At 65.5% G+C, this 23,541-nt stretch carries 20 protein-coding genes and 1 pseudogene; 18 read left to right on the top strand and 3 right to left on the bottom strand.

Annotation, left to right across the window (positions count from 1 at the left end; all coding sequences use genetic code 11):
- The first annotated feature begins 53 nt into the window (after positions 1–53).
- The 18 genes and pseudogenes from PQQ51_RS15565 (at position 54) to PQQ51_RS15480 (ending at position 19,647) form a co-directional block, all read left to right on the top strand.
- Positions 54–1,313: a hypothetical protein gene (locus tag PQQ51_RS15565; protein WP_408497842.1), complete on the top strand. Its 1,260-nt coding sequence runs from the start codon at positions 54–56 to the stop codon at positions 1,311–1,313.
- A gap of 14 nt (positions 1,314–1,327) precedes the next feature.
- The gene (locus PQQ51_RS15560; RefSeq protein ID WP_408497680.1) at positions 1,328–2,440 is read left to right on the top strand and encodes a hypothetical protein; all 1,113 of its coding nucleotides are present in this window, start codon (positions 1,328–1,330) and stop codon (positions 2,438–2,440) included.
- A gap of 46 nt (positions 2,441–2,486) precedes the next feature.
- A complete protein-coding gene (locus tag PQQ51_RS15555) occupies positions 2,487–2,741 on the top strand; it encodes a phosphopantetheine-binding protein (protein WP_408497679.1) in 255 nt (84 codons plus the stop codon).
- A gap of 7 nt (positions 2,742–2,748) precedes the next feature.
- The gene (locus PQQ51_RS15550) at positions 2,749–3,630 is read left to right on the top strand and encodes a hypothetical protein (protein ID WP_408497678.1); all 882 of its coding nucleotides are present in this window, start codon (positions 2,749–2,751) and stop codon (positions 3,628–3,630) included.
- Positions 3,627–4,244 (top strand): hypothetical protein, encoded by a 618-nt coding sequence (locus tag PQQ51_RS15545; RefSeq protein WP_408497677.1) that lies wholly within the window; start codon positions 3,627–3,629, stop codon positions 4,242–4,244. Before PQQ51_RS15550 ends, PQQ51_RS15545 begins: the two co-directional genes overlap by 4 nt.
- Positions 4,237–5,229, top strand: coding sequence for a ferritin-like domain-containing protein (locus PQQ51_RS15540; protein ID WP_408497676.1), 993 nt, complete (start codon positions 4,237–4,239; stop codon positions 5,227–5,229). Before PQQ51_RS15545 ends, PQQ51_RS15540 begins: the two co-directional genes overlap by 8 nt.
- 2 nt (positions 5,230–5,231) lie before the next feature.
- The gene (locus PQQ51_RS15535) at positions 5,232–6,215 is read left to right on the top strand and encodes a beta-ketoacyl-[acyl-carrier-protein] synthase family protein (protein WP_408497675.1); all 984 of its coding nucleotides are present in this window, start codon (positions 5,232–5,234) and stop codon (positions 6,213–6,215) included.
- Positions 6,205–7,458: a type III PLP-dependent enzyme domain-containing protein gene (locus PQQ51_RS15530; protein ID WP_408497674.1), complete on the top strand. Its 1,254-nt coding sequence runs from the start codon at positions 6,205–6,207 to the stop codon at positions 7,456–7,458. Before PQQ51_RS15535 ends, PQQ51_RS15530 begins: the two co-directional genes overlap by 11 nt.
- A 30-nt stretch (positions 7,459–7,488) precedes the next feature.
- A pseudogene (locus tag PQQ51_RS15525) lies at positions 7,489–9,093 on the top strand (acyl-CoA ligase (AMP-forming), exosortase A system-associated); the annotation flags it as partial.
- Positions 9,094–9,230: 137 nt separating this feature from the next.
- Entirely contained in the window at positions 9,231–10,439 is a 1,209-nt protein-coding gene (locus PQQ51_RS15520; RefSeq protein WP_408497673.1) for a hypothetical protein, read from the top strand.
- Positions 10,436–12,292, top strand: a complete 1,857-nt coding sequence (locus PQQ51_RS15515) for an acyl-CoA dehydrogenase family protein (RefSeq protein ID WP_408497672.1) — start codon at positions 10,436–10,438, stop codon at positions 12,290–12,292. The genes PQQ51_RS15520 and PQQ51_RS15515 overlap by 4 nt, the downstream gene beginning before the upstream one ends.
- 1 nt (position 12,293) lies before the next feature.
- On the top strand, positions 12,294–13,592 hold the full coding sequence (locus PQQ51_RS15510) for a citrate/2-methylcitrate synthase (protein WP_408497671.1): 1,299 nt from the start codon (positions 12,294–12,296) through the stop codon (positions 13,590–13,592).
- A gap of 58 nt (positions 13,593–13,650) precedes the next feature.
- Complete coding sequence (locus PQQ51_RS15505; protein WP_408497670.1) at positions 13,651–14,313, top strand: class I SAM-dependent methyltransferase; 663 nt, start codon at positions 13,651–13,653, stop codon at positions 14,311–14,313.
- Between the two features lie 5 nt (positions 14,314–14,318).
- Entirely contained in the window at positions 14,319–15,497 is a 1,179-nt protein-coding gene (locus PQQ51_RS15500) for a TauD/TfdA family dioxygenase (protein WP_408497669.1), read from the top strand.
- Between the two features lie 19 nt (positions 15,498–15,516).
- On the top strand, positions 15,517–16,533 hold the full coding sequence (locus PQQ51_RS15495; protein ID WP_408497668.1) for an ATP-binding cassette domain-containing protein: 1,017 nt from the start codon (positions 15,517–15,519) through the stop codon (positions 16,531–16,533).
- Positions 16,526–17,611: an ABC transporter permease gene (locus PQQ51_RS15490; RefSeq protein WP_408497667.1), complete on the top strand. Its 1,086-nt coding sequence runs from the start codon at positions 16,526–16,528 to the stop codon at positions 17,609–17,611. Before PQQ51_RS15495 ends, PQQ51_RS15490 begins: the two co-directional genes overlap by 8 nt.
- A 41-nt stretch (positions 17,612–17,652) precedes the next feature.
- Positions 17,653–18,195: a permease gene (locus PQQ51_RS15485; protein WP_408497666.1), complete on the top strand. Its 543-nt coding sequence runs from the start codon at positions 17,653–17,655 to the stop codon at positions 18,193–18,195.
- A 3-nt stretch (positions 18,196–18,198) separates the two neighbouring features.
- On the top strand, positions 18,199–19,647 hold the full coding sequence (locus PQQ51_RS15480) for an FAD-binding oxidoreductase (protein ID WP_408497665.1): 1,449 nt from the start codon (positions 18,199–18,201) through the stop codon (positions 19,645–19,647).
- Between the two features lie 302 nt (positions 19,648–19,949).
- On the opposite strand, the gene PQQ51_RS15475 is transcribed toward PQQ51_RS15480, so the two are convergent.
- The 3 genes from PQQ51_RS15475 to PQQ51_RS15465 are packed head-to-tail and all read right to left on the bottom strand — an operon-like array spanning position 19,950 to position 23,444.
- A complete protein-coding gene (locus PQQ51_RS15475) occupies positions 19,950–21,554 on the bottom strand; it encodes a methyl-accepting chemotaxis protein (RefSeq protein ID WP_408497841.1) in 1,605 nt (534 codons plus the stop codon).
- A gap of 53 nt (positions 21,555–21,607) precedes the next feature.
- Complete coding sequence (locus PQQ51_RS15470; protein WP_408497663.1) at positions 21,608–22,141, bottom strand: 3-isopropylmalate dehydratase small subunit; 534 nt, start codon at positions 22,139–22,141, stop codon at positions 21,608–21,610.
- A complete protein-coding gene (locus PQQ51_RS15465; RefSeq protein WP_408497662.1) occupies positions 22,134–23,444 on the bottom strand; it encodes a 3-isopropylmalate dehydratase large subunit in 1,311 nt (436 codons plus the stop codon). The genes PQQ51_RS15470 and PQQ51_RS15465 overlap by 8 nt, the downstream gene beginning before the upstream one ends.
- Positions 23,445–23,541: the final 97 nt, after the last annotated feature.

The following is a 23,541-nucleotide window of genomic DNA, read 5'->3' as shown; positions in this document are numbered from 1 at the left end:
ACAACCGGAACCTCGCCGATGACTCGCGCAATCGTCACCGCCGCCCACGTGTCATGCCGCTGCTATGCGCTGCGTTCAGCACGCTCGGCTCGCTCGGCGTGTCGGGCGCTGCCTACGGAGAAAGTCTGATGGATCAGCTCAGCACGCTCAACGGCATCGGTTACGCGCGCTCGGTGGACTACACCGGCGGCAACGCGCTGCTGTCCGATCTGATCGGCGAGGAACCGCGCAACCACCAGGAGGCGGCCGCGATTCTGCGCATCGACGGCGACAACCTGTTCATGAACGCGCGCCTGATCGCGAGCGACCATTCGCTCGGCGCGCAGCAAACGCGCTTCAACGAGATCGGTGCGCGTTATGGCTTCGATAACGGCGTGAGCGTGCTGGCCGGCAAGCGCATCGAAACGCTCGACACGTCGCAGGCTTTCTTTCCGCTCGGCTTCTTCCAGCTGCGCCCGTCGACTGCGGATATCTACGACCGCTACGGCGAAGTGGAAGGCGTGCCGCTTGCCGAAGTGAAGTGGGTGGGCGACCGCTTCTCGGTGCAGGCGATCGCGGGCCGCAACCATACGTTGCGCAACGACGTGGACGATCGCGACCTAGCAGGTGAAACCGAACTGGTGCGCGGCGGCTACAACTGGTCCGGAGGATCCGCGTCGCTGCTCGCCGGGCGGCATGCGGGCAAGCCCGGCGCCGGCGGCACCGTATCGCTCGACATCGGCCACTCGAGCACCGTCTACGCGAGCGGCTGGGCCGAGCGCGGCAGCACGCGTCCTATACCGGCCTTCATCGAAGACGACGTGACGCCCTCTTCTGCCGCCGATTACGCGGAAGTCGACCGGCGCAACGACCGCCAGGTGATGTGGCGCAGCGCGCTCGGCATGCAGAGCGCGCTGCCGGGCAACGTCTCGCTGATCGTCGAGTGGTCGCACGACGAAGCGAAATTCGACGCGCACCAATGGCGTCAGATGGTGGGTGCAATCGACACGAACCACGCGTTGATGCCGTTCAATCCCGGCGCGGCGTTGATGGGACTCGGCGACACCGCGCAATACGTGAGCGTGGACGGCAGCCTGCGCGACTACGTGTTCGCGCGCCTCGGCAAGAAAATCGGCCGCACCGAAGTATCGCTGCGCGGCATCTACTCGCCGCAAGACAAGGGTTTTCTCGCGGTGGCGCAAGCGGTCACCGACATCAACAAGCGCGTGAGCGTCGATCTGGCGATCACGCACGCATTCGCCGGGTCGAACTCGGAATATCGCGCGGTGGGTTTGAGCACCGAAATCGACGCCGCGTTGCGCGTGCGGTTCTAACAGGAAAAATCATCATGTCCACAACCATGCTCGATCCGAATCCGACAGACGTCATTATTCCGTCATCCTCATCATCCAGCACACCGACGTTGGCAGGCCTTGTCGCGTATCCGGTCTTGCGCCATCTCGACATGACGGGCCACGTGCCCGACGCAGCCGTCGCGTTGATCGAAGCCGCCGCACTGCGTCTGCTCGACAGCGAAATGATCATCGAGTTGCGCGCGGCGATGCCCGGCGCGGCCGCCGATGCAAGCGCGTCGACGCCGCTGCGTCACGAGGAAGCGCCGCTCACCGAAAGCATCTTGCTGCAGATCGAGGCCGACGGACTGCACAGCCACTTCAAGCCGTTCATGCGTGCGTTCATCCGCATCATGTTCGGGCTCTTCTTCACCGAGGAGCAGTACACGCGGGCATGCGACTGTCTCGACAGCGGTCACAACTTCGCGTTTCTGATGAGCGACGCGGGCGGCCCGACGCTCGGCGCGTGGAAAACCCAGGTGAAGAGCACCGAAAGCGGCATCGCGCTGCATGTCGCGAAGGTATGGGGCATCGAAGCGCAACGCGACTGCATGGCGGTGATCGCCGCGCGCCTTCCCGGCGTGATGTTTCCGGCCGCGTATCTGGTGTGGCCCGACGCCTATCGGCAACTGAAGCGCGAAACCTTCGGCGAGCCGTTCCTCGCCGGCAATCTGCAACTCGCGAATGTCAGCGGCGACGTGACGGTCGGCCCGAACGACCGGCTGCGCATCGGCGGCCCGACCGTGTTCAACAAGTACCTGACCGTCGTGCGCCCGTACTTCGTGCGCGCACTGATGGCGCATGTCACGTGGCTCGCGAATACCGGCCGCGTGCGGCTCGACCGCGAGCACGCACAGTTGCATCGCTTCATCGCGGACGCCGCATCCAGCCAGACCCAACTCGAGCACTACGACTTCCGCAAGGTGCAACGCGTGCTCGCGATCAAGCTGCTGTCCAACGAATTCCTCACGTCGCTCGTAAAGAGCGGCGCGGTCTCGCGTTTTGAAGACCAGCGCGACCTGCTCGCCTTCTCGAAGATGGAGGGCAGTTCGTACCGGTGTTACCACGAGTTGCGCAAAAGCTTGCGCAGCCATTCCGCAGTCGCCTGAAGTTCTCAACCCCGATGTCCATTCACCACCTTTGAAGGAGCAAACCATGTCGATCCAGACCGTTCCCAACGATGCGCTCGAAATCCTGTCGCGCGAAGTCGCCAAGATTCTCAACGTCGAAACCGTCGCCACCGATGCGGGCATCGGCGAACTCGGTATCGACTCGCTGAACATCGTCGAGCTGATCGTGTTCTGCGAGCAACTGTACGGCGCCATCGATCCCGAAGCGCTGAACATCACGCAATACACGACGCTGCAACAACTCGACGCGCAACTGCGTCATCAACAGCACGCTGCGTGAGCGAATCATGCTGGCGCCCCTTCAACATCGGGACCACGCTGCCGCCGCGCCGGACGCGCCGGCAGCGGCGCTCACCGTGCGTGCGCTCGGCTACCGGCGTGTCAGGTCGTCGCGGCCCGACGAGGTCGCCGATCTGGGCGCCGCAGCGGACGCACTCGGCCGGCTCGCGGCCAGCGAGCGGGAACACCTGTGCGGCGACGCGCACGTGGACGACTACGTGGTGAGTTCGACCATCCTGTCGATGCTGCTGCTCAACGGCTCCGCGTGCGGCCGGCGCTTCACCGATGCCGTCTCGCACGCGGCGCCGCGCCCGCTCGACTGGATGACCTGTTCGTACGAATGCGCGGGCTGGGGCTATGTGTTTGCGCGCTCGCTCGCCAAGGCCGCGGTCGACGGTCCTCGCACCTTGCTGTTGCAGATCGTCGACGTGGATGCGCACGGTTTCAGCTACTGGCACGCGAACCCGATGTGGGGAGGCTCGGGTTTCGGCATCTCGACGCTGCTCGTCGACGTGCGGCCTGCCGACGCCGCACCGCTCGTCAACGAAGCCGCGCATCCGGGCAGCGCGGTCGTGCAGTTGGGCCGCCGCTTGCGGGCCTTCTGCGCGGAACATCCCGACGCGCGTCTGGCGATTCCGTTTTTTCCGGCGCCGTCGCGGCGCGCGTTGCTGGTGGGCGTGGGCCGTGTGCCGCTGTTGCCCGACGGTCATCAGCGCTTCGGCCATTCGTTCGGCAGCGATCCGTGGATCTCGTTGCTGCTCGGACTGGTGGAAGAACGCGGCGCCGACACCGAGGCCGTCGTCAGCTCGCTTGCTTTGAACGGCTACTACTCGATCGCGCGGATCGCGCTGGCCGCCGATGCACGGTTTTCCCTGGAGGTCTCGACATGAACGCGCCCGCGCGTCTCACCTATCGGCTCGCACGCGACGCGCAGCAACCGGTCACGGTCGCGGCGAACGCTTACCGGATGCCGCTTGCAAGCATCGCCGATTACGCCCGTGTCGTGCAATGCGACGACTGGCTGCCGGCCGAGCCGAAGAACGCGGCCATCGCGACTCATGAAACCGCGCCGGCCGGCGAGCGCCGGGTGTTGCTCGACCACGTGCAGTACTTCGCGTTTCTCGCCGAACTGAGCGGCCGCGTGCGCAACGAAATCGACGCGTCGGCGCGGCTGTTCTTCGAAGTCTGCGCGCCGTATTTCGGTTCGCTACCGCCTGCGCTGCTGCAACCGCGCGTATTGCTCGGCGTCCGGCTGTTCGACGAGGCGCAGTGGTACGGCGCGCGCGGCGAAACGGTGGTGTGGGTCGGCGACCACATCCTGCGCGATCTCGACTACGCCGGCGACAACTCGATTCACTGCGCCGTATGGCCCGCGCATCTAGCCAGCGCGGTCGATGCGGTGCTGCTCTCGGACTGGTCGCGCTACGCGATTCGCGCGTACACCGACCCTTCCGCTTCTTTCAACGCAGCCGACGTGCTGCTCCGGAGTACACGACATGAATGAAATAGCTGAGCACGCCACGCCGGTCGCGTTCGAACCGCAGGACGTGCGCTGGACGATGCCCGTCGATGCGTTGATGTCCGACGATTACGAAATGCGCGACGAAGCACTCAATCGCCTGTATGAGAAAGCCAAGGCGGCGCAGTGGGACGTCGCGAAAGACGTCGACTGGTCGAGCGAGCTCGATCCCGACAACCCGCTCGGGATGCCCGATCCGACGCTGCTGATTTACGGCACGGATCTGTGGGGCAAGCTCGACGACAAGGGCCGTCGCGAAGTGCGCCATCACGCGCAGGGCTGGCTGCTGTCGCAGATTCTGCACGGCGAACAGGCCGCCGTCATCTGTGCGTCGAAGCTCGCGTCCGCAGAAGAAGGACTGAGCGCGCGGCTGTGCGCGGCGACCCAGGTGATGGACGAAGCGCGCCACGTCGAAGCGTATGCGCGTCTCGTCGAAAAACTCGAAGTCCGCTATCCGATGAGCCGGTCGCTGCGCAGCCTGCTCGAAGACACGATTACGTCGAGCGCACTCGACATGACCAATCTCGGCATGCAGGTGCTCGTCGAAGGGATTGCGCTGTCGATTTTCCAGAGCGTGGTCGCGTATAGCAGCGATCCGTTCATCAAGGATCTGTTCGCCCGGATCCAGCGCGACGAATCGCGCCACTTCGCAGTCGGCCGCATCACGCTGTGCCGCGTGTACGCCGACATGAGCGCGCGCGAATTGCGCGAACGCGAGCAGTTCATCTGCGAGGGCGCGTCGGTGCTCTACGAACATCTGTGCGCGGACGACATCTGGGAACCGATGGGTCTATCGCGCCGCGATTGCAGCGAAATGGTGCGGCAGTCGCCGGTATCGAGTTCGATCCGCCGGTCGATTTTCCGGCGTCTCGTGCCGACCATCCGCGAGATGGGATTGCTCACGCCGACGGTGCAATCGACCTTCGAAAAGCTCAACGTTCTCGACTACGCGGCCATGCCGCTCAACTGACCATGACGACTTCCTCTCTCAGTCACGACGGCGCGCAATGGCTCGGCATCGAGGCCGTGGCCTATGAACTGCCCGGCGCGCCCGTCGACATCGAGTCGTGGGCGGCGGAGCGCGGCTATCCGGCGCGCCGCGCCGCGGCAATCGCGCAGTCGGGGAGCCGCTATTTCCACATGGCGCTCGATACCAGTGAGACCGACCTCGCGATCGATGCGGTCGGCCGGTTGATCGACACGGCGCGCGTGCGTCCGGGCGAAATCGGCGCGATCGTGCACGTGCACACCCAGGCGTTCAGCGTGCCGCCCGCGCCGCGCAGCCTGCCGCACGAAGTCGCCGCGCACTTCGGCATCGAGCCGTTGTGGCTCGGCTCGGTCGCGCAGCTCAATTGCGTGTCGGTGGCCTCCGGACTCGAAACCGTCGACGCGTTGATGCGCCGTTTCCCGCAACTCGATGCGGCCGTGATCGTGTCGTCCGACCGCGTCTACGGCGAGGATTTCCGCATGCGCCAGATGAGCGGCGTGCAATGCGACGGCGCGGCCGCGATGCTCGTCACGCGCAACTGCACGAAGAACCGGCTCGGGCGCATCGCGATCCGCAGTCACGCGAAATGGTACGGCGGCTCCGATACGGTCGCCGACAACGAAGCGGATCTGATCGCGCTGGAGTGGCCGTACACGCGCAAGGCGATCGAGGCGGCCGTCGCGTTCGAGGACGTCGCGCTCGAAGACTACGACCTGCTTTTGCCGCACAACGCCGACCTGCCCGGCTGGAACTCGCTGTGCCGCGCGATGCGTTTGCCGCAGGAACGCCTGTACGCCGCGAACATCTATTCGCGCGGCCACGCATGCTGCTCCGATTTTCCGATCAACATGGCCGACGTCGGGCTCGATGCGCTCGCCAGCGGTCAGCGCGTGCTCGGCGTGATGCAGTCGAATTGCGGTGCGTACGCGGCGGTGACGCTGCATCCGGTGGCTCGCCATGCAAACTGAACTCGTGATCGACGACACCCGCGCGCTCACGCGCGCGGCGCCCGACGCTGAAAAAGCGACCCCGGACTACGCGTGGCTGCAGAATCTGAAAACGCCCTGCTACGTGTTCGATCCCGAAGTCGCGATCGAACGTTACCGCGCGTTGAAGGCGCGGCTCGGCACGCGGCTCATCGTGTCGCTGAAGGCCAATCCGAACCAGGACATGCTGGTGCGCTGCGGCCACGCGTACGAAGACGGCATCGAACTGGCGAGCCGCGGCGAGCTGGATCTGGTGGTCGGCCGGATCAAGGCGCCGAAGTATCTGAACAACCCCGCGATGAACGAAGACTTCATTCGCGCAGGACTCGCGTCGCGTTGCAATTTCGTACTCGACAATCCCGACCTCGTCGCGCGCTTCATCGCGTTGGCGCAGGACGCGATCGCGGCGGGCGCGACGCCCGGCAACGTGCTGCTGCGTCTGAACGCGGGTGCGCTGGCCGGCGACGCGGCGCGCACGCACTGGCACGATCACTTCGGCATGACGCCCGCCGAAGCGTTCGACGCCACCGCGCGGCTCGCTGCCGCCGGTCTGCGCGTATCGGGTCTGCACGTGTTCTCGGGTTCCCATACCTTCACGCGCGGCGGCGCGGCCACTGCCGACACCGTCGCGCTGCCGCCGCGCGCGGCCGCGCTGGCGCACGAGCTGGCCGCGCCGAACGGCGCGCCGCTCGCGTCGCTGAGCCTCGGCGGCGGCTTCTCCGAAATGGGCGATTCACCCGCGGCATTCGCGCAGTACCGCGATTCGCTCGCGCCGCTTGCCGCCGATTTCTCGCTTGCGCACGAATCGGGCCGCGCGATTTTCGCCGATGCCGGCCTCTTCGTCACACGCGTGATGGCGGTCAAGCATTGGCCCGATCGCAGCGTCGCCATCTGCGACGGCGGCATCAGCCACAACTTTCTGCTGGCGCAAACCGAGCTGCCGCTGCGCCGCTTGCAGGCGCCGCTGCTGGTGCGCGACGGGCGCCTCGTCGGCGACGAAAACACTGAAGAAAGCGCGGGCGAAACCGGCGCCGCGACTCGCGACACGGTGTTTGCGGGCAGCACCTGCAGCCGCGCCGACGTGATCGGCCGGCGCCACGCGAGCGCACCGCCGCGTCCCGGCGATCTCGCGATCTTTTCGCGCTGCGGCGCCTACAACCGCACGTACACGATGGAAGGCTTCCTGTCGCATCAGGCGGCTCACGTCTACGTCAAACCCGCCTGACACGACCAGGCTCTTCGACAAGGAACGATCATGAACGCTCTCATCCGGATTGCCGACGTCCTCGAAGACGGCGCGCGGCGCTGGCCCCACCATCTCGCGTATGCCGACGCGCGCCGCGAGGTCGCATACGCGCAACTCGCCTATGCGGTGCGCTGCGCGTGCGTCGCACTGCGCGAACACGGCGTAGCGCGCGGCGACCGCGTCGCCGTGTATGCGCCGAAGCAATATGAAACCGTAGTGTCGCTGCTCGCGATCAACGCGCTCGGCGCGATTTTCGTACCGGTCAATCCGCAGTTGAAGGAAGCGCAGGTGCTGCATATTCTGCGCGACAGCGGCGCCAGGCTGTTCATCACCGGCGTGCAGCGTCTGAAGCGCATGGCCGAGGTGCACGATGCGATGGGCGCGGGCGGCGTGCTGCTCACCGAAGCGCTCGCCGAAGTCGTCCACGTGCGCCTCGGCACGGTGCCGGATCTGCCCGGCACGAACGCCGACGTCGCACTCGCCGCGCTCACCGCGGTCGACGACGATCCCGCCGCGATCCTCTACACGTCGGGTTCGACCGGCGCGCCGAAGGGCGTCGTCGTCACGCAGCGCAATCTGGTGTCCGGCGCGCAGAGCGTCGCCGCGTATCAGCGTCTGCATTCGAGCGACGTGATCCTCGGGGTGCTGCCGCTCAGTTTCGACGCCGGCCTGAGCCAGCTCACCAGCGCGCTGGTCGCGGGCGCCTGCTACGCGCCGCTCGACTTCATGCAGGCAAGCGAAGTGCCGCGCTACTGCGACGCGCGCAACGTCACGTCGATCACCGGCGTGCCGCCGCTGTGGATGCAGCTCGCGGCGGTGCAATGGAGCGACACGAGCCGCTCGCGGATCCGCCGCTTCGCGAATACCGGCGGCCATCTCGCGACGCCGCTGCTGGAACGTCTGCAGGACCTGTACGTGAACGCCGATCCCTATCTGATGTACGGACTCACCGAGGCGTTCCGCTCGACCTGGCTCGCCCCCGAAGACGTGAAGACGCGCCCCACGTCGATCGGCAAGGCGGTGCCGAACGCCGAGGTGCTGGTGCTGCGCGCGGACGGCTCGGAATGCGATGTCGACGAACCGGGCGAACTCGTGCATCGCGGCTCGTTTGTCACGCTCGGCTACTGGAACCAGCCGCAACTCACCGCGCAGCGCTTCCGGCCGCTGCCGAACACGCACCGGCAGATTCCGCGTCCGGGCGTCGCCGTGTGGTCGGGCGACATCGTACGGCGCGACGCAGAAGGCTACCTGTACTTCGTCGCGCGCGGCGACGACATGATCAAGACCTCCGGCTACCGCGTGAGCCCGACTGAAGTCGAAGACGTGCTGTTCGCCCGTCCGCACGTGCGCGAAGCCGCAGTGTTCGGCGTGCCGCATCCGGCGCTCGGGCAGGCGATCGTCGCGTGCGTGGTCAGTTCGCTCGACGAAGAAAGTTGCCGCACCGACATCGCGCGCATTTGCCGCGAAGCGCTGCCCACTTATATGGCGCCGCTCATCGTCGACGTGCAGGCGTCGCTGCCGCGCAATCCGAACGGCAAGATCGACCGCCCCGCGCTGAAGGCGCTGCATGCCGACGCGTTTGTCGCGCTCGCCGACGCGCCCCGCGCCGCCGCTCACGCGAGCGACGCCGCCGTGCGCGTGCTGCCCGGCGTGCTGCCAGCCGTACTGCCCGGCATCCCGCTGCCGGCCGCGTCCCCCGTCGCATCGCAAGCTCGTCCGCAGACCGAAGCCAATACCGAGGAGACAGTCGCATGACCCACCTGACGCTCGATCTACCCGTGCACGACAGTAGCGCCGAAGCGGCGGCGACCGTCGCCGCGCTCACCGCACCGCCGATGGCTCAGCGAGCACCGGCGACGCCGCCCGCGCAAACCACGCCGTCGTCGCAAGCGGCGCGCCGCGCGAGCGTCGATGCCGGCACGCTCACACTGTCCGGCGGCACGATCGTGATGCCGTCCGCGCAGCCCTTCAACGCGATCCAGGCCGAAGAGCGCCACTCCGGCTACCGTCATCTGCTGCTGCCGCAGGCACGCTTCGCGCGGCCGCGCGGCGAGGGCAAGCTCAGTGCCGACGAAGCGGCGCGTCTCGCGCCGACCGGCCTCGCGTCGTTACGCGTCGCACCGCCGGGGCAGAGCCTGTCCGATCTCGCGGTGGATGCCGCGCTCGATCTGCGCGACCAGATGGGCTCCGAGCGGCTCGCTCGCACGACCCATGTGGTGATCGCCAGCTCGTCGCTCAACGAGAAGATCGGCGATTCGGTGGTAGGCCGCGTGCAGTACGAACTCGGCTTGAATCATTCGGTGCCGTTTGCGCTCGGCCAGAACGGCACGCTCGGCTGGTACTCGGCGCTGCTGTTGCTCGACGGGATGCTCGGCCCCGACGATCAGGCGCTGGTGGTGCTGAGCGACAAATGGCTCTATCCGTTCTTCCGCCAGTTCGGCGACCTGGTCGGCTTCGGCGACGCTGCCGCTGCGCTACTGGTGAGCCGCGCGCCGGATCCGGATCGCGTCGACGCGACCTGCTGGGGCACGGTTTCGTCGGTCGTGATGGAGTTCGGCGACGCGATTCGCGATCCGTGGGGCGAATCGCCGGAAGCGGTGCGCGATGCGCTGGCGCCGCTCGCCGCGCGCACCCTGCACCGCGCGCTCGACGCCGCGGGCCGCGCGCCCGAGCGCATCGACTGGTGCGTGCCGGCCGGCTTCGACGCGTCGTTCGCATCGCGCGTCGCGGATTGCGCGGCGATTCCGGTCGGCGCGCGCGTGCAGCACGAAACCACCGGGCACTGGTCGTCGGCGGATTCGGCGGCCTCGATGATCCGCCTCGCCGCGTCGCTCGAGGCCGGCGAAACCCGCGTTGCGCTGGTGTGGGACGCGGCCCTGCACGGCGCGGCCGCCGCCGCGGTGCTCGAACTGCGCGGCGGCTTCGCCACCGCCGAACAACTCGACGGGGAGACGCGATGAGCGCCTATAAAGTGTCGTTGCGCGAACTGCGCTTCTTTCTGTGGGAACTGTTCGAAGCGGACCGCCGCTTTCTCGGCGCGGGGCCGTACAGCGTGCACGACCGCGCCTATTTCGACGACCTGCTGGTCCGCGCGCGCGATTTCGCGCTCGAACTCGGCCGCAGCTACCAGGCCGCCGATCTCGAAGGCTGCCAGCTTCTCGACGACGGCCAGGTGCGGATTCCGTCGCACTTTCACGCGCTGTGGGCGCGCTTTCGTGACGAATGGTCGAACACGCTGTTCGGCACCGAGCACGGCTTGCCGCCGATCCTCACGCAGATGATCTACGAGATGTTCATGGGCGCGAATCCGTCGTTCATGACTTATGGCGGCTTTACGCGGCCGGCCGTCAAGTTGCTGCAGATGCACGGCACGCCGTTGCAGAAGCGCTTCATCGCGCCGCTCGAAAGCTATCGGTGGGACGCGTGTTTTTGCGCGACCGAGCCGCAGGCCGGCACCGATCTGACCGCCGTCGCGCTGCGCGCCGAACCGCTCGACGGCGACGTGTACGCGATCAGCGGCGAGAAGATCTACATCTCGGCGGGCATGCACGAACTCACTGAAAACACGCTGTATTTCGTACTGGGCCGCATCGATACTGCGTCGCCCGATTCGTTCTCGCTGTCGTGTCTCGTGGTGCCGCGCTACTGGCCCGACGACGAAACCGGCGAACTCGAACCGAACCACGTCGAATGTATCGGCCTGCCGCGCAAGATGGGACTGAAGGGCTGCGCGAATACGCATCTGAAGTTCGGCGCCGGCAAGGACGGCCAGAAGACTCGCGGCTGGCTGCTCGGCGGACGCCGCAACGTGGGCCTGCTGCAACTGATGCCACTGATGAACCAGGCGCGCATGAGCACCGGCATGTTCGGGGTGGGGGTAGCGTCGAGCGCCTATCTGCATGCGGTCGAGTATGCGGCGAAGCGCATGCAGGGCCGCCCGATCGAGCGCGCGTCGAACACCAGCGCGGCGCGTGTCGCGATCATCGAACATGCGGACGTGCAGCGCATGCTGCTCGACATGAAGAGCCGTGTCGACGGTTGCCGCGGGTTGCTCGGCAAGCTCGCCGCGACCGCGACCCATGCATCGATTCTCGAACACACACCGGGCGCCGACGCCGCCGACATCGAAAAGCATCGCAAGCTGCAATTGCTGCTGACGCCGGTGTGCAAGGCGTTTATTTCGGATCAGGCATGGCGCATCTGCGAAACCGCGATTCAGGTGCACGGCGGACTCGGCTATACCGACGCGAGCCCGGTCGAGCAGAATGCGCGCGACGTGAAAATCCTGTCGATCTGGGAAGGCACCAACTATATCCAGGCGCAGGATCTGGTGCGCGACAAGCTCGGCTTCGGACGTAATTCGCGGCTCATGCGCTATTACCGTGAAGAGCTCGACGCGTTTCTCGACACGCAGAACGCAAGCGGCACCGACACCGACCTGCGCCCGTACTTCGACCAGTTGCGCCGCGCGGCCGATCTGATCGAAGCCGCGCTCGACCACATCGCCGCCGAGGTGCAGGACGGCCACACGCATCGCAGCAGCCAGTTCTACACACGCTTTCTGGAAATGTTCGGGCTCGTCACGTCCGCGTGGGTGCTGCTCGAATCGGCCACGATCGCTGCGCGCCGTCTCGCCGATACGGACGTCGAGAACGACCCCGCCGAAGCCGCGTTCTATCGCGGCAAGCTGAAGAGCGCGCGCTATTACTTCGCCAATGTGCTGCCGCTCGTCGAACAGCATGAACGGGCGATTGCGTCGATCGGACACGCGGCGTGCAGCGTCAGCCGCGAAGAACTCGCGCAGGTGGAATGACATGGACACCGTTCTCCTCGAAGCAGCGCCGCCGGCCGGGTCCGCTCCTTCTGCTCCCGCTTTACCTGCTTCACCTGCTTCACCCCAGGCCGACGCGCCGCGCAATTTTCTCGCGCGTCCCGCGACGCGCCATCGCGGCACCGACATCGACGGCGCATCGCTCGCGCCCGAAGGTCTGTGGGTGCGTGACCGTGACCTCACCGAACTGATCGGCAGCATGACGTTCGAAGGCGCGCTCACGTATCTGTGGCACGACAACGAAGCGAACGACGCCCGCGAAGCGCAAATCCACGCCCGGCTCGCCGCGCTGGCCGCCGCGTTCCCGGGCGGCACGGCAGCCCAGCAGATCGCCGCGCAGATGGGCAGCGCCGGCGTCGAAATGGTGTTCGCCGCGGCGAGCGGCTTTCTGCGTGGGTTCGACGACGCACTCGCACGCACCGAAGGCGCCCCGCTCGACGATGCCGACCTCGACACGCTGCTGGTGTGTCTGGCGGCCGCGCCCGCGTTGATGCAGGCGGCGATCGCCGCGCGCACGCCGGAGTTTCGTGGCGATGCCGATGCAGATGCCGGTGGCGGCGGCAACGCAAACGCCCACCCCGTCACCTCGCACGCACAGCGGATGCTCGCGCTGACCGGTGCGCGCCGCCGCGACCCCGTCGCGCGGCAGGCGATGGACGCGCTGCTGGTCGCGTGGCACGCGGGTTTCGGTTACATCACACCGACCGTGCTGGCGCCGCGCGTGGCGATCGGTACCGGCGTCACGCTCACGCAGGCAATCGCCGCCGGCTTCATGGCGAGCGGTCCGTCGCACGTCGGCGCGGCGCTCGAAGCGATGACGTGGCTCAAGGCGCTCGCCGCGTCGCTCGATCCGGACACGCTTACCTCGCCCGACGCATTGCACGCTGCCGGCGCAGCCGCCGTCGATCGGATTTTCGACGCCGACGGCGCGTTGCTGTTCGGCTTCGGGCATCCGCTGTTCGTCGCCGATCCACGTCCGCCGCACATGCGCAAGCTGTTCGCGGCGTGGGGTTTCGACGGCCCGTATCTGCGCCTGTTCGACGCGTGCTGCGCCCGCGCGCACGAGCGCAAAGGCCTCAATCCGAATATCGACTTCCTCACCGCCGCCGCGCTGCTCGAACTGGGCGTCGACGCGCCGTCATGGGGCGTCGGCGTCGGTCTCGCCGCGCGCATCGCGGCCATGGCCGCGCATGCGGTCGAACGTCGCCGCCGTCCCGCGTTCGGCGTGAACAGCGCCACCGCCCGCAAGCTGCTCGCCGCCGTCCCGGTCGGCTGGCTTTGACATCGAGACTTCGACATCAAGAGTCGTGTATCGCCGTTCAACCTCACTGGAGATAGACATGCTGCTCAAGAACCTGCGTCCCGCCAACGACTACGACCGCTTCGCCACCGAAACCCTCGAACCCTGGGATCTGCTGTTCATCAGCCGGATCCGCCAGATCGCGCGCGACATGCAACCCGGTTCGCTCGCCGATATCGGCACCGCGACCGGCGTCGTGCCGGTGCGCCTCGGCGTCGATCCGTCGATGGCGGGCTGGCGCTTCATCGGCGTCGATCTCGACCCGACGATGCTCGAAGAAGGGATGCCGCGCATCCTCGAACTCGGTCTCGCCGAGCGCATCGACATGCAGGTGGGCGACGCGCTCGATCTGCCGTTCGCCGACAACAGCCTGACGATGGCGGTGGGCCGCGCGACGCTGCACCATCTGCCGGACAAGGCAAAGAGCCTCACCGAAATGTTCCGCGTGATCGAAGCGGGCGGCGTCGCGCTGGTGCACGACATGCGCCGCGACGCGCCGCAAACGCTGCTCGACCGCTTCACCGCGATGCGCGCCGAAGCGAACTATCCGCCGAGCCACGTCGAAGAAAAGATCACGCTCGACGAAGCGCATGCGCTCGTCGAGGAAGCGGGCCTCACGCCGTACGCGACGATCTATAGCCCGAGCGTGGGACTCGGCGCGCTCGGCTTCGAAATCCTGCTGAAGAAACCGGCGCTGGTGTGACGACCATGAACGCCACGCTCCTCTCAAGCGCGACGCCCGCGGAGCATGCGGACGACGCGCAAAACGCTCACGACACAGGCGCCGCGCTTGCCGCCCGTCTCGCGTACGCGGCCGAACGGCTCGGCGTATTCGACGTGCGCTGCACCTGCGTGCCCGAAGGCCATGTGTTGCCGCTGTGCGTAAGCCCGCTCGATCCCGCGCTCGCGTCGTCGACCGATGCGTTCATCGCGTGGTATCGCACGCGGCTCGATGCGATCGACGCGCTGCTCGACGAATTCGGCGCAATTCTGTGGCGCGGCTTCAAGGTGCCCGACACCGCGTCGTTCGCGCGCCTCGGCGAACTCTATCCGCCGCATGCACACGGTTATACCGCCGGCGCCGCGCCGCGCAATCAGGTGGCGGGCGCGGTGTACGAATCGACGCGCATGCCCCCGCCGTTCAAGATCGGCCTGCATCAGGAAAAGGCGTACATGGCCGCATATCCGCGTGTGCTCGCGTTCTATTGCCGCGTGCCCGCCGAGGCGGGCGGCGAGACGCCGCTTTCCGATATGCGCGCCGTCACCCGCTCGATTCCGCAAGCCGTGCGCGCGCAGTTCGACGCGCGCGGCGTGATGTACCGCCGCAACTTCGCCGCGCCGGACAGCCGCGCGCCGGCCGCGACGAGCGCAACTCCGGCCACGACCCCGACCGCAGCCGGCGCTCATGCCACGCCGTTCGCCGAATATCACCGGCCGTGGCACGAAGCGTTCGCTACCCGCGAGCGTGTCGACGTCGAAGCGTTGTGTGTGGAACGCGCGCTCGGCTTCGAATGGCTTGCCGACGGCAGCGTGACCGTGTCGCACACCGGCGCCGCGCTGCACACGCATCCGCGCACCGCCGAGCGCGTGTGGTTCAACCAGGCGAGCGCGCAGCATCCGAACGCGCGCTCGATGGGCGAACTCAGCTTCCGCTATTTGCAGCGCCTGTATGGCGAACGGCTCGCGTATCCGTACGAGATCCGCTTCGGCGACGGCTTGCCGATGAGTGCATCCGATCTCACCGCCGTCTACGACGCGATCGATACGCACGAGCGCGCGTTTCGCTGGCAAGCCGGCGACGTGCTGGTGGTCGACAACATGCTCGTCGCGCATGGCCGCAATCCGTACAAAGGCCCGCGCGACGTGCAGGTCATGATGTTCGACTGACGACAGAATCGAGGCAGATATGAGCGAGTCCTTATTGACATCGATGCGCGCCGCGCTGAACCCGTTGCAGGCGTTCGACTGGCCGCAACTGTTCGGCGCCGTGCGCGTGCGCGAAGACTGGGATGCCGATTGCGCGCTGTCGGCCGCGCGCATCGGCGTGAAGCTGGGCGGCTTCAGTCTGGAGGCGCGCCGCGTGCGTTTTCGCCGCGGCGCCGCGACCGCCGTGATCGGCCCGAACGGCGCGGGCAAGACCACGCTGCTCGAAGCGCTGCTCGGCTTTAGAAGCGGCGCGGGCGAAGGTCTGCGGATTCTCGGCACGCCCGTCGAACGCTTCATGCGCGACCGCGCCGCGCTGCGCCGGCTCGGCGCGCAATTGCAGAAGGTCGAGTATCCGGATCACGTGAAAGTCGACGAGATCGTTGCGCTGCATCGCGCGCTGTATCGCGTGCAGGACGCCGACGTGGACGCGGCGCTCGGCATGCGCGAGCTCGTCGGCAAACCGTATCGCGGACTGTCGAAAGGCCAGAGGCAGCGCGTCGATCTGTACGTCGCGCTCGCGCACCGGCCCGATCTCGCGGTACTCGACGAACCGTTCACCGGGCTCGATCGCCATTACACGCGCGTCGTGATCGATCTGCTGCACGCGCGCCCCGCGCAGGCGAGCATCGCGATGATCTGCCATTCCGGCGAAGAACTGGCGTCGGTCGACGACGTGATCTGGGTCGCCGACGGCGGCGTGCGCTACCAGGGCTCGCTCGCGAAGCTGAAGGCCGAGCGCGTCGGCGAAGCGCGCGCGGTCGTGCATTGCCGCACCGACAGCGAGGCGCTCGCGCTGCGTCAGCGGATCGCCGCGCTGCCTTGCGCGCTCGACGTGCGGATCGCCCAGCCGTTGCAGATCGAAGCCTTCGGCGACGCGACGTTGCACGCCAACGTGCAGGCGCTGCTGCAGGATCAGACGATCCGTCACGTCGAACTCGCGCCGAGCGGCTATGGCGATCTGCTGCGTGTCTGCGCGAAAGGAGAAGCTCATGAATAACGTCTTCGCGATTCTCGTGCGCAACGAGCTGCTCGGCTTCGTACGCAGCCGCTCGTCGCTGTTCTGGACGCTGGTGTTTCCGGTGTTTCTGCTCTCGGTGATGCTGTTCGCGTTCGGCCGCTCGAGCTCGCTCGGCCCCGTCGACATCGTGTTCGACGCGACGCCCGCGACGCCTTTCGCGCAGGCATGCCGCGCCGCCGTGCAGCAAGGTCTCGAACACAGCGAGACGGTGCAGGCCAAAGTCGTCGATGGCGCGGCGAAGGCGACCAACGACCGCGTCGTCGTGCGGCTTGCCGCGGATGCGCGCGGCACGACGCGCGTCGCGTACGACTTCAACGGCTCGCTCGGCGCGCGCGCCGCGTCGCGTCTGATCGAAATGGCGCTGACGCGTTGCGCGGCCGAACAGCAAGGGATCGCCGCCGGCAATCTGGTGCGCTTCGACAACACCGCGCCGACGCGGCGTCCGTTCGACTACGGCGCGTTCTTCGCCACCGGCATTCTGATCATGTCGTTCATGGCGATCGGCCTGAATTCGACGGTCGCCGCGATCGCGACGCTGCGCGAGCGCAACACCTTCAAGCTGTACGTGTGCTTTCCGGTGTCGCGGCTGATGTTCGTCGGTGCGTTGATCGTCGCGCGGATGGTCATGATGGCGCTCTCCGCGGCCATCCTGCTGATGGTCGCACGTTTCGCATTCGGCATCGCGCTGCCGCTGTGGAGTCCGTCCGGTTTGCGCGCGCTGCCTGTCGTGCTGCTCGGCGCGGCGATGATCCTGAGCTTCGGCGTGCTGCTCGCGAGCCGCGCCCGCTCGCTCGCGGCCGCGGAGCTCGCCTGCAACGTCACCTACTACCCGCTGCTCTTCTTCAGCGACCTGACGATTCCGATGAACGGCGCGCCCGCGTGGTTGCGCGACGCGCTCAAGGTGATCCCGACCAACCAGTTCGCGGTCGCACTGCGCGGCGTGCTGGTGGACGGTGCGCCGTATCCGCAGTTCGCGCTGCAACTCACCGCGATGTGCGCGTGCACGGCCGTGTTCCTGCTGCTCGCCGCGCGTGCGTTCCGCTGGCATTACGCGTGACGCGGCGTTCTCTGTTTCCCGTCCTTCAAGGAGGTTCGATCATGAAATCGCAAAACTGGCTCACCGATTATCTGAAGCACGCCGTCAATTTCATTCCGGTGATCGTGTTTCTGTTCTATGGACGTTTCGGCCCGGGCGATCCCGGCGCGCGCTGGACCCACGCGTTCGTGATCGGCGCGGCGCTCGCGCTCGTGCACGGCGTCTGGCTGATGCAGCGCACCGAGCGGCACAGCATCGCGCTGGGCGTCGATTTGTATCTGCTGATCGGCGGATTGCTCGCGCTGGTGTCCGGCGAGGCGAGCGAAGCCTGGGGCGAACAGCTCGGGCCGGCCGCCGTGCTGGTCTGCGTGCTGGTGGTCGGTGTGCTGAATACGCTGTGCACGTCGAGTGGATTCATCGACCGCATCGGCGCCGAGCCCGCGCGCACGCGCATGCTGTCGCTCGTGATGGTGGGAGTAACCGCCGCCGCGCTCGCGGTGTCGATCGCGATGCGTCATAGCCCGTTGTGGGGCGGCGTGGTGCCGATCTTCGCGCTGGTGGTCGTGCGTGGACGCTTGCAGCGTCTCGCGTTGCAGGCGGGCTGAGCGATGGACGCCGCTATCGCCACAACCGAACGCGCCGCCGTCGGCGCACCTTCCGCCGAGCGCTCATCGCGCGATGCGTTCGCGAACGCGCTGCCCGCCGGCTGCGCACTCGCCGCGGATCATCACAGCCTCTACGAAACCGATACGCTGCGGCACGGCGGCACGGCGGCGGTCGTCGCGTTGCCCCGCTCGACGGACGAACTGTCAACGCTCGCGCGCGCCGCGTTCGCGCATCGCATGCCGCTCGTCGTGCAAGGCGAGCGCACGGGTCTATGCGGCGCGGCGGTGCCCGATCGCAGCGGCACGCAATGCGTGGTGTCGCTCAAGCGGATGACCCGCGTGCGCGCGTTCGATCCGGTCAATCGCAGCATCACCGTCGAAGCGGGCGTCCGGCTTTCGGAGATCAACCGCCATGTCGCCGAAGCCGGCTTGTGCCTGCCGATCGATCTCGGCAGCGATCCGTGCGCAGGCGGACTCGTCGGTGCGAATGCGGGCGGCAGCCGCCTGATCAAATACGGCGACGTGCGTCGCAACGTGCTCGGCATCGAAGCGGTGCTGGCCGATGCGCACGGCACCGTGCTCGATCTGCTCGCGCCGCTACGCAAGAACAACGCGGGGCTCGATCTGAAGCAGATGTTCATCGGCGCGAACGGCGCGAACGGTATCGTCAGCGCGGTATCGTTCGCGCTCGCGCCGATCGAGCAGTCCACGCATTCGGTGCTGCTCGCGTTTGCCTCTTACGACGCGGCGACGCGCGCGCTGGTCGCCTTCGAAGCGGCGTTCGGCGATTTGCTGTCGGCGTATGAGTTCATGTCCGCGACCGCGCTGCAATGTGCGTTGCACGCGTTGGGCGATACGCAGACGCCGTTTCCCGGCGTCGACGTGTCGTGCTATGCGCTGGTCGAAATCGCGAGCGGTATGCCGCGCCTCGACGGGTTGTTCGAAGCGCGTTCGCTCGAAGTCACGGGCGCGCTGCTCGACGAAGGCGTGATCGTCGACGCCGCCATCGCGTCGGGTGAGCGTTTCTGGCGCCTGCGCGATCATCTGCCGCTCGCGGTTGCGGCGGATGCGTTGCCGCTGTCGTTCGATGTTTCGCTTTCGCGTGGCGCGCTCGCGGCGTTTCTCGATGAAACCGCGCGCTGGATGGCCGACGCGCACCCGCAACTGCGCTACTACGAATTCGGCCATTTCGGCGACGGCGGCTGTCACGTGATCATCGCGATTCCGCCCGACGTGCTCGGCATGTATGGCGCGCTGAAGCAGATTGCGCTGCGCACCGAGTTGTATGAACGCGTGCGTCGCGCAGGCGGCAGTTTCAGTGCGGAGCACGGCGTGGGGCCGGTGAATCACGCGTTCTACAAACGCTTCACCGCGGCCTCGACGCGCGCGGCGTCCGCCGCCGTGCAACACGCACTCGATGCACGGGCACTGGTCGGGCGTGTGCGCTATTGATCGCCGGCCGCCGGAAACCGATGCGTTTTACGTCAGGAATCTCATATGACCAGTTCGAATATTCCGTCACAGACGGACGAGCCGATTCAACCCCTGTGCAGGAACGAGAGCGCATGCGCATTGCCCGCATCGGGCGCACTGTTCCAGGTGGATGGTACCGCTTACGTTCTCGCGTTGGAGGACAACGCCGAGATGCGAACGCCATCGTTGTGGCGATTGCTGGAGCGGAAAAAAGACAACATGCGACGAGGGGAGTGCCCTGAGAGTGAACTGGTGAGGCTCGCCCCACCACCGGGTTCCCCTTAGATACCAACGCCGGCATGCGGCGCTGAATATTCGGTGCCGAACCGAAACGTGGCGACTGCTTTAGTCAGTTTGCGCCCTTGATCCTCGAGCGATTGCGATGCAGCGGTCGCCTGCTCGACCAACGCCGCATTTTGCTGTGTCACTTCGTCCATTTGCGTGATTGCGATATTGACTTGTTCGATACCGCGACTTTGCTCACTCGACGCAGCCGCGATCTCTCCCATGATGTCGTTCACGCGCGCGACAGCACGTGTGACTTCAAACATGGTTTGACCCGCTTCGCTCGCAAGTCCAGATCCGGTCCGAATGTTCTGCACTGAGTTCGAGATCAGCTCCTTGATCTCCTTCGCCGCAATCGAGGATCGTTGCGCGAGACTACGCACTTCGCTCGCGACGACGGCGAATCCTCTGCCATGTTCACCCGCACGAGCGGCTTCGACTGCCGCGTTCAGCGCAAGAATATTGGTCTGGAACGCGATGCCTTCGATAATCCCGGTGATATCCGCTATCTTTGCAGAGCTCTCGCTAATGTCGGACATCGTGTCGAGGACTCGCCCAACGACACCGCTTCCCCTGGCAGCGACCTCCGATGCATTCGATGCCAGCGAACTCGCCTGTGCAGCATTTTCTGCGTTTTGCCTAACTGTCGAGGTCAGCTCCTCCATACTTGCAGCGGTCTCTTGCAATGAGGCCGCTTGCTGCTCGGTGCGTGAAGACAGGTCGATGTTGCCCGACGCAATCTCGCCGGACCCGGTGGCTATAGCGTCGGCGGCCGTTCTGACTTCGCCCACCAGCTTTACCAGGCTCCCCTGCATCTCGCCCATCAATGCAAGCACGCTGCCGCCAGGGGCGAGATCAACGCCGCTAATGGGATTGAGATCCCCGCTTGCGACCCGTTTCGTCACTTCTCCGAGCGCGGCCGGTTCGGCACCCAGCGCGTTCGTCAGCCGGCGAATAGTCAGCGTGGCCATTCCGATCGCTGCTGCGAGTGCGATCAAACCGATAACGATAAGCAACGTGCGTTTGTTCGAGAACTCGGCCTCCGACTGCGCTGCCTGCGCATTGGCGTGAGCTTGCGTGGACTCGGCGTATTCGTTGGTCGCTTTGGTCAGCTCGGCGAGGAGAGGGCGACACTGCTCGTCAATCATCCGGATGGCCTCGTCACGCTTGTTGGCGAGGGCAAAGTTGGCGATAGTCGTCGAGACCGGACCATATGAAGCTTCGACGCGATTGATCTTCGCAACCAGGTTTCGCGCCTTGAGGGAGACGTCGCTGTCGTGTGCGATATGCTCGTTCAACTGGTGTAATGCGTCGCGGACATCTGCCTGTGCTTTCAGCACAGCCGCTTTTTCGATATCCGAATCGGCAGGTTTCACTAACAGCACGAGATTGCGCGTCGCAATCGCCCGTCGATCAGCAGCTGTGCGTATCTTTTCCACGAGATGCGCGCGTAACTGAACACCCGAAACATAATTGGAAAATCGATCATTTGCGTCGCTGAGCGCATTGACGGCAAAGATCGAAATAGCCATAGCCAGGATAGTCAGTGTTCCAAATCCCCACGAGAGCATAGCTCTGACCGAAAGTGTCCTGAAGTTCATGTGGAAGACCCGTCCTGTTAGCAAGGTAGTGAAATCTCCTCCTGAATCAAAGTTCAGTCGGTTGCGCGCTGCGTGCTGGCCCACCAGTTCTTCAACCACTGATCATTGCCGCCTTGGGCAATCAGATCGCGCAATGCCTCCGGTACCGCCGGAAAATCACGCTCAAGGTTGCGGGTGTGATTAACGAATTTGCCCGAATAGAAATTGACTTCAAGCTCATCGCCGGTATCACACAGAGCAGTCACACCAGAACACTCCGATAAAACAGGCAGGCCTGCGTTCACGGCGCCGCGGTACGACTGGGTCGGAATGGACTCGCACAGGAGGCCCAATCCCAACGCACGCATGGCAATGTAGCCGGTGGCTTTAGGCCCGACACCAAAGTTGCGCCCCGTCACAATAATGTCTCCCGGCTTACTGCGAGTCGAGAAACCTGGGTCAGTGCTGATGAACAAATGTGGAATCAGGATGGCGGGATCGACTTCGCGATCGATGATGAATCGTGCAGGAATCACCCCGTCCGCGTGCGGCACGTCATCTCCAAGCTTATAGCAGCGGCCGCGAAGAACCCATGAGAACTCAGGCATACGCCGCCTCCATCTGATCGTACAACGCCTGATCAGCGGGAACTTGACGAGGGTCGATAATTGTCCCGGCCACCGCCGACGCCGCGACGGTCAGCGGACTGCCGAGAAACAACTTCGCATCGCGCGCGCCAAAGCGACCGGTATTGCTATTGGTCGCCGTCGATATCGACACTTCGCCCGTGGCGAGAGGGCCCACCACGGCGTCGTTGCAGGGACCGCAGCCGGGCGGCAGCAGCATCGCTCCGGCGTCGAGGAAGATCTTTGTCACACCCTCGTCGGTCATCCGGCGCAACGACCGCTGGGAACCTGGGACAATAAACAGCCGCACACCTGGTGCGACTCGTCGCCCTTTCAGCACGCTCGCCGCGCTTAATAAATCATCGTACATTCCGGAACCGCAGGACCCGATAAACGCGTGGTCAATCGCGGTGCCAGCGACCTCTCCTACGTCAACGGAGTTGCCTACGCCGCCCGGCAATACGACCTGCGGCTCGATCAATGCGAGTTCGAGCGAACCGCATGCTTCGTAGTGCGCGTCTGGATCGCTAAATATCGGTGTGAATTCCCGCTTCGCGTGTTGCTCGCAGTAAGCAAGTATTGCTTCGGATGGCGGCAAGAACACCGCAGCCGCGCGCATTTCAGTAGGGCTACTACAAAGTGCCACGCGCGCGCCGAGTCCGAACTGATTCAGATCCCCTGAATACTCGATCACCCGATAATCCATCTGGACAGGAAGTTGGCCCGACTTCACTTTCCGCGCCAGATAAAAGCCGATGTCGCGCCCCTGCACCTGCGCGGGCAATCGTCCCTTGAGTTCTATGCGCACAGTTTCCGGCACTTTGACCCAAGTCGTTCCCGTTGCCAGCACGCGCGATATTTCCGTGCCGACTCGCAATCCAAACGCACCCACGGCACCCGCGTTCGTTGCATGCGTATCGTTATCGAAATAGAACATACCGGGCAGCACACGCCCCTCTTCCATCGGGAAGATATGTCCGTGGCCGCCTTGCCCAACATCGAAAAATTGCTCGACACCCCACGCTTGCGCCGCCTTCCGGTTGAATGCACCACGCTCGGCCGCACGCGCGCTGCCGTAGATGACGTCGTGGTCGCTCACCATCATCACTTTCTTACGCGATGCCAATTGGGCGATGCCGATCCGATCAAGAACCTGCTTGCTTTGTTGCACCAACCCGTCGTGGACCATGATCATATCCGGGTCGGGATAGACAATGTCACCCGCTCTTGCCTGCGCCTGACGGCTTGCGCGTGCGAGTACTTTTTCAATCGCGGTGAATCCCATTGGTTCTCCCCTCGCCTAAGATTTCTTCAACTATCGCAGGTCGCGATTGGCAAGTAAAATTTCGTATATTTATCGATTGATATCGATATTTTATGAG

The organism is Paraburkholderia xenovorans (genome assembly GCF_046030735.1).
Classification (GTDB): domain Bacteria; phylum Pseudomonadota; class Gammaproteobacteria; order Burkholderiales; family Burkholderiaceae; genus Paraburkholderia; species Paraburkholderia xenovorans_A.
The sequence above is the reverse complement of the archived record's forward strand: the minus strand, read 5'-3'. Positions and strand labels throughout refer to the sequence as shown.